The 6,657-nt window shown below is 57.2% G+C and carries 3 protein-coding genes and 1 pseudogene; 2 read left to right on the top strand and 2 right to left on the bottom strand.

What is annotated here, in order from left to right; genetic code table 11:
- Positions 1 to 542 precede the first annotated feature (542 nt).
- Positions 543 to 824: an IS66 family insertion sequence element accessory protein TnpA gene (gene tnpA, locus AWB81_RS49225; protein ID WP_445344349.1), complete on the bottom strand. Its 282-nt coding sequence runs from the start codon at positions 822 to 824 to the stop codon at positions 543 to 545.
- 140 nt (positions 825 to 964) lie between these two features.
- The gene (locus AWB81_RS39320; RefSeq protein ID WP_062643649.1) at positions 965 to 4,876 is read right to left on the bottom strand and encodes an alkaline phosphatase family protein; all 3,912 of its coding nucleotides are present in this window, start codon (positions 4,874 to 4,876) and stop codon (positions 965 to 967) included.
- Between the two features lie 545 nt (positions 4,877 to 5,421).
- Here AWB81_RS39320 and AWB81_RS49000 point away from each other — a divergent pair.
- Together AWB81_RS49000 and AWB81_RS45315 are read left to right on the top strand one after the other, a co-directional pair.
- Positions 5,422 to 5,490, top strand: a pseudogene (locus AWB81_RS49000) (hypothetical protein); the annotation flags it as partial.
- Between the two features lie 77 nt (positions 5,491 to 5,567).
- Positions 5,568 to 5,888, top strand: coding sequence for a DDE-type integrase/transposase/recombinase (locus AWB81_RS45315; protein ID WP_144444323.1), 321 nt, complete (start codon positions 5,568 to 5,570; stop codon positions 5,886 to 5,888).
- Positions 5,889 to 6,657 lie beyond the last annotated feature (769 nt).

Raw genomic sequence — 6,657 nt, 5'->3', positions numbered from 1 at the left:
CTTTCCCAATTTGGGCGAGCATAAATGCGGATTTTTGGCACCCCTCGAGTGGGAACGTATTTCTTTCGTGAGAATGGAAAGTCCTGGGACCGCGAATTTCGGAAATCGGCCAACTGCGGACGTTGGCCCACGGGTAGGAAGACACTTGAAAGTCGGCTCCGCCCAAGTACCGGACATTCAGGTACAGACTTAAACTGGCAAATCGTGGTCCATAGTCGTTCTCGCAGTGACTTATGGTCAAATGCCGCTCGTCTCGGCTGCGTGTGGAAAGTGCATGCTGAAGTAGCATAAGGGGGCAGGCGTCGTTGATGTCGATTGAAATTACACCATGCCGGAGACGATGCACAGGCAACAGCGGCGCACTCGCAGGATTCGATAACGTATCACTTGAAGTCCATCGGAAAATTCGATCGCTTATATGCACCGTCGGCACTGCGTGTCCTCAATTTTCGTCTGCTTTGCTATCCGAAATATTTCGTGGGAGCCAAATTACTCAATCCCTGAATCCCCTGTCCATAACGACCCCGGTGAAGCGCCCACCTTCAGAGCGCTCCCAAGCTTGTATTAGGTGTTGCTCCTTTCGGCGAGGCATTTTCTATGAGTCGGCCGACGCTCCCCATTGCGACCCGGTGCCGCGCCACGCGACGCTCTATTAACCCAAGGTCTAGCACAGTCGTGATGCGTGACTTATTACTGACTCCAAGCCCTTGCTCACGGCAAAACCGTCGTGCGCCATGTCCGCTTCGTCTCCACGCCATGACCATCTCGCGCCAGAATGCTTCGCTCGCCTTGCCGAGAACGTCGCGCTGTCCTCGGTCCCGCAGTCTCTTCGGTTGGGTCGACCATCGAAATGCTCCGCAGTCACGATGGCAATACCTTTGGACAACACGGGTATATGTTCAAGACGGGATGCGCTGACGCGTACATTAGAAGAAGTCGCAAAGTTCGCAGGAGCGGTTTTTAACTATGGAGCGTTGACAGGAGCGTCACTAATGAGCGGGCTCGTCACACTCCACACGTTTGACGGCAAATGATGACCTCTGCTCGAGGCGCCTGCATCCCCGAGCGTCACCGGCGAACCCGGCTGGCCGGACTCAGCGGGCTGCAGGTACAGACCCGGATACGCCTGATTTGCGATTAGATATAAGTCGAGACCGAGGACCGGCACGCCCACCCGTGTCAGTTTCCACTTCTGCAAAGCGGGTCGCTTGGCGCCCACAACGACCACGTCGGTCGGCGGGTACTTGAGATCTTGAATAATCTCTGGTGCTGGCGGAGTCGAGCCGGCCGGCGGAGGCTCCTGCGGTTCGGCTAACGTCGTTGTATTTCCGGACGCTGCGCCCAGGTTCGCCGGCGCCGTTGTTCCGCCACCCGTCACCACGTCCGAGGCTTTCACGGTCACGTAAAGATTGCCCACGTGACTTCGGATGTACACAAACCCGTCACCCACGTCCTCGAAGGAGAAATCCTGTGCGGCGGCCTTTCCGTCTCGAGGTAGCTGCAGCAACCCGGTGCCCGGAGCGCGATTGCCTTGGCTTACCGCGAGCAACATCTGTGACGGGACAAACTGGAGCCGGTAACGGATGAATGGTAGGAATTGGGGCTGCCGCAATTGGTTCCCTAGCACCTCCGATAGGTCGTGCGCCGCAGCGAAGCGCGCACCCATATACGGCGGATTTGTGTTGAGGAACCGGCGCGCGATGGTCTTCAGGATCGAAGTATGGTCGAAGTGTAGATTGGCGCGTGGCCGCACGGTAGCCGCCGCCGACCTTGCATTTCCGGCATCACTCACGGAAATGCCGTCATGCCCGAACACCCCGCCCGCGGCGACCCACGGCGAAATGACAATTGCAGGCACGCGGACTCCGTGCGTCGTGATTGGCAGTTCGGGAGAGACCTTCGCGGCAGTCGACGGCCGCACATGATCATAGAAGCCGCCGTGCTCGTCATACACGATGAGCAGGAGCGTCCTGTTCCAGGCAGGACCCGCAATGACTGCCTCGACGATCCGCTGCACCAGCTCCTGACCGTCAGCGATGTCGCTTGGAGGCTCGTCGCAATTACTGTCGGGCGGAAGGTCGACGAAATGCGGGTCTATGAAAGAGACGTTCGGTAACTGGCCCGTCTTCGCGCGGTTGAAGAAGTCGTCTATGTCGACGACGTTCGTGTGATCAAACGTGTACCGCTCGTAAAGTCGCAGCGTGCAGTACCCGTGTTCGAAGTAGCGCCATGTGATGTCCGCGCCGGACCTAGGATCCACGGCGCCCTTAAGGTAATCGAATATCGTGGGCGTGAAAACTGGCAGCATGCGACTGGAATTCTCCAACTCCCAGAACCCGTGCGTATCGAGATTGGGTCTGCCGGTCAACTCATAGAAGCGATTTGGAAACGTCGGACCGGGGTGACTCGCAAACCACCGGTGGCCGATCGTGAAGTCGCGCGCGAGCGCGTCGTAGTGCGGCAGAGTCGCCCCCGTGTAATAGCCCATGACCCGACCCGCCACTGCAGCGCCGTACGCATCCCCTTGGCTCTTGGCAAAGCCGTCCATGGCGCCGCCATTAACGGCGCGCTGTGTGGATTCGTAGTCGTTCGGTGGGCCAGGCGAGAAACGCGTATCGTTCAGCTCGAACGGCCGGAAAGAGTTCCCTTTGTATGTGTTAACCTCACCGCCTGTAAGACCGTCCACATCCTGGCGACCCATCCCACCCTGCGCCACAGGCAAACTCAAGTATCCAAGCAAATGATCGAACGACCGGTTTTCCTTCGTCAGCACGATGATGTGGTCGATGTTCGCGAGCGTGCCCGGCGAGAAATCGTAAGCCGGATTGGGGTGTCCGGGCTTCGGCCAGTCCACCGGCTCCTTCGGAACGAAGACATTGCGGGGACCACGGTAGCTGATTTCAAGTCTGTCTTCAAGGATGCCCTGCGCCGGGTTGGCGGGTTGGATCAAGATGTCCTCGATCACCGTATTGTTCTCGTCCGGGTTTTCGTTGAATTCGTCACCGTAGGCGATGCCACCGAGCAGCCATGACGTCACCTGTGAGTTCAAGCTCTCGCGCGGAGTAATCTTGGTGAACTTGTCCGCTTTCGTCAGCGTGTCGTAGATTTGGTCCCGTATTTTTTTCCTAATTATTGCCTGCATCGCGTCCGTGCTGTCTACGGTATTCAGCTGTACTTGGACGACCTGCTCTACAAACAGGTCGTTCTTAGATAGGGGACTGATTAGGTCGACCGGCTGGTGCAGGAAGGTCCCAGTGTAGTGAAATTGGTAAACGCCGCCTGGTGAGTTAGTGACTGTGACTTGCATGGCTTCGAGCTCGGCGACCCAGGACATCACGTCGACGACCGTTCGTGTGACACCGAATTGGGTGATGGTTTTCGCGAGATCGAGCGTCAGCCGCAGTGTGATCCAAAAGCTGTCGATCATTACGTGGTCGTGGTAGCCGATTACGAACGACCCGCTATTATCGGCCGGATCGAAAGGGAAGAAGTCGATGCGTAGGGTCAACGGCGCGGATTGCTGCGCGTCAACGGTAATCTTTAGCCGTTCGCTGTTGATGTTGTCGAGCCGTGCAAGTTGGAGATCAAGCACGGGTACCTTGATCAAACCGAGATTGGTCGGGCTGCTGACGTAACGAACCCACGGCTTGGAATTGCCGGCGGCGATTGCGCGATGGTCTGCGTAACTCTCAATCCACGTCTCGCCTTCTTTCCCCGTGTTGAGCTGGATTTTGACCAACGGCGGATTGTGACTTGTGTCCGCGCCATTGCGGTTGTTGATGAACTCTTCGAGTTTTTGGCCCAGGAAGGTGAGCGAGATAATCTTTTTGTTGTCGCCAGTGTGATCGACCGGCTGTGCCGTGAGCGGCGGCGCGGTCGGAGGTGCGACAGTCGGGAATGGCGGGCCCTGGTAGACACCGGCGTGCTTATTGTTGTCCTGATCGAGGATGAGCCCATCGGTCTGTGAGGAATAGAACAGTCGCTTTCCCGCGAAGTCCCCCGGCGAGCCGAATTCGAAGGTGACACGGTAGTCGAAGATCCAGCGATCGTGGCCATTCGGGACGATGATGATATTGACGACTGGGAGCACGATGTCGGCGAGCTGGATGCTATTTGACGGCAATGACCCTTCGTCGGAGGACCAGCTAAACTGTTTGTACAGGACCTCATTGGACCCGCTGTCCGGAAATTCTTGGTCGTGAAACAGGTCGAGGCCGATTGCAAGATCTTGGGCGACTTGCTCGCTGATACGGTTGACGATGTGCACGTTCAGGCGGGTATCCCAGTCCTTGTTGTCGTTGTGTGTGGAAAATTCGAGTGTCACCTTCTTGAGTACAGAATCGGTGACTGCTTTGGGAAACACCGGCAAAGCTGTTGCCAAGGGATTTTCGACGCCGATCCCTGAGTAGTTGTTGTTATTCTGGTCCAGAATGATGCCGCGCACCCCGTCGACATTGGAAGAGAAGCTGAAGGACATATGGTCGTCGAACATCAGGGTGACGGTGTAGTCGAAGATCCAGCGGTCTTCGTCGTAGGTAAGGATATGGATATCGACGGCGGGCATGACGATCTCGTCAGCTGTGATCGTGTTCGAGCACAACGTCAGCGCGAACTCGTGCGTGGAGGGATCGTCGAACGTCACTCCTTCGCCAAGACCGATGCCGAACGCGAGAAAGGGATTCTGGCGACCGTCGCCCAAATCGTTGGGATCTTGGTACCGCGCAAGCGCAATCCTGTTCGAGCCGAAGTCGGAGTTTGTTTCGGGGCTGAGCGAGTTGTTGAGCCGATTCTTAACAAAAACGCTCAGCCACGTGTCGTCGTTTTTATCGTCATCGTGGGTGTCGAACTTGATTGTGACGCCGGTAAGAATGCTCATGGGGGACTCCTCGCATAGAGTTATTTCTCAACGGGTCATTCGCCGCCGAGCGCGGCCCGAGGATGGCGAACCTACGATCGGTGCGTCCTAGAGTCGCGGCGCACAAAGGCCCTTCAACGCTGCAACATTTTGCGACGAAGCAATAGGTGAGACGTGGCGCGGGCGTTACCCGGGATTGATGTCTGCAAGAGGGCGGGCAACACTTGGCACGTCACGCGGGAAGCAGGCAGCCATGATGTCTCCCTAAAAAAGCAATGGGACAACATCCACACCGTCGTTCCGAAGCCGACGAAAATCCAGTGTTTGCACCCTTTCTCATTAAAATACAGAAGGATGACACCAAGATATCTAAACAGTCTCTTCAGGATAGCGAAAATATAGCCAACTGCAAGGAGCCGTTTAATTTCTTACCAAAGACGTAACGTCGGCGATCCGATATCTTGATCAGCAAACGTCTGTCATGGTAGGGCCTTGGCGATCACATCGAAGGCCGCCAAGTCGCTATCCTCCACCGGGATTGATCGGTAGGAGAAACCGAGCAGCTGTTGATTCGCCGGATCGACGAACTGCATCTGGAGTTTCCGTTTGCCGGGGCACGGATGCTGGCGCGCTTGCTGTGCCGGGAGAGTCAAGACGTTGGCCGCCGCCGCGTGCGCACGCTCATGAAGCGTATGGCCGCGGACGCGCTGTATTGCAAGCCGAACAGAGCCGACTCAATGCAAAGCAAAAGACCTGGCCGTACTTGCTGCGCGATCTCAAGATCGACCGAGCCAATCAGGCCTGGGCGCACGACACGACCTACATTCCGATGGCGCGCGGCTTCGTGTACCTGACGGCGGTGGTGGACTGGGCGAGCCGCAAGGTACTCGCGCGCCAGGTATCTATCACGCTGGAAGCGGCGCATGCCGTTGATGCGCTGGACGAAGCGTTCACCCATTACGGGCTGCCCGGCATCGTGAACCCTGATAAGGGCAGCCACTCACGGCGGACGTCTTCACCGATGCCGTACTGAACCGTGGCATCCGGCTGTCGATGGACGTCAAGGGATGCTGGCGCGAGAACGTATTCGTCGAGCGGGTCTGCGCAGTATCAAGTATGAGGAGTTTTATTTGAAAGCGTACGAGTCGGTCAGCCATGCCAAGCGCTCCATCGGCGAATAGGATCAGACGCCGGGTGAGGCATACTTCCCGACGATGCCTGCGATTGAATCGGCAGCATGACCCCCCAAACGCGGAAGCGGGCCCATTCGAGCCTGGTGGGTTCCCCTTGGAAATTTCAGAAAACTGTCCGAATGTGAGCGAGGCCACCTCTGATTGACGTGCTGAAAAATGTCGGCCGTTGCCCTTTTCGTCCATTGGCCCGTGCTCTCACGCGGGCATTCGGACGTCGCATTCACATCGGAAACGGACATAGGCCTCGCATCGGCCCGGCCGTCCGCTTGGGGTCGTCAAGGAGTATTGGATTTTCCTGCTAGCGGCCATACACGATCTACGAATTCGATCGGAGGTTGCGTCTCAGCGACGGTCGCTAAACTTCGCGAACTGCCGTGCGGTTACTACGGAATCACGGGCGGTTCAGGGCCGGTGGGTTTGCGCGCTCGCTTCCGCGAGAGAAGGCAACTAACCGTCCGCGAGCTCTTACTCTTGTACATTGAATCGTCCCGTGTATAGCTAATCGCGGCGACGAGCGGTACAGCAAAGTTAAACACGCGGATTCGGCGCGGGCGACAACGGTTCGCGCAGTCCTGCACCCAGCCGAGAAGCAAACCTTGACGGCGCCTA

This window comes from Caballeronia arationis (assembly GCF_001544975.2).
In the GTDB taxonomy this organism is placed as follows: domain Bacteria; phylum Pseudomonadota; class Gammaproteobacteria; order Burkholderiales; family Burkholderiaceae; genus Caballeronia; species Caballeronia arationis.
This window is presented reverse-complemented; position numbering and strand designations above follow the sequence as displayed.

Coding starts and splice junctions, on each gene's coding strand:
- AWB81_RS39320 (WP_062643649.1), bottom strand. CDS start 4,876: ATGAGCATTCTTACCGGCGTCACAATCAAGTTCGACACCCACGATGAC.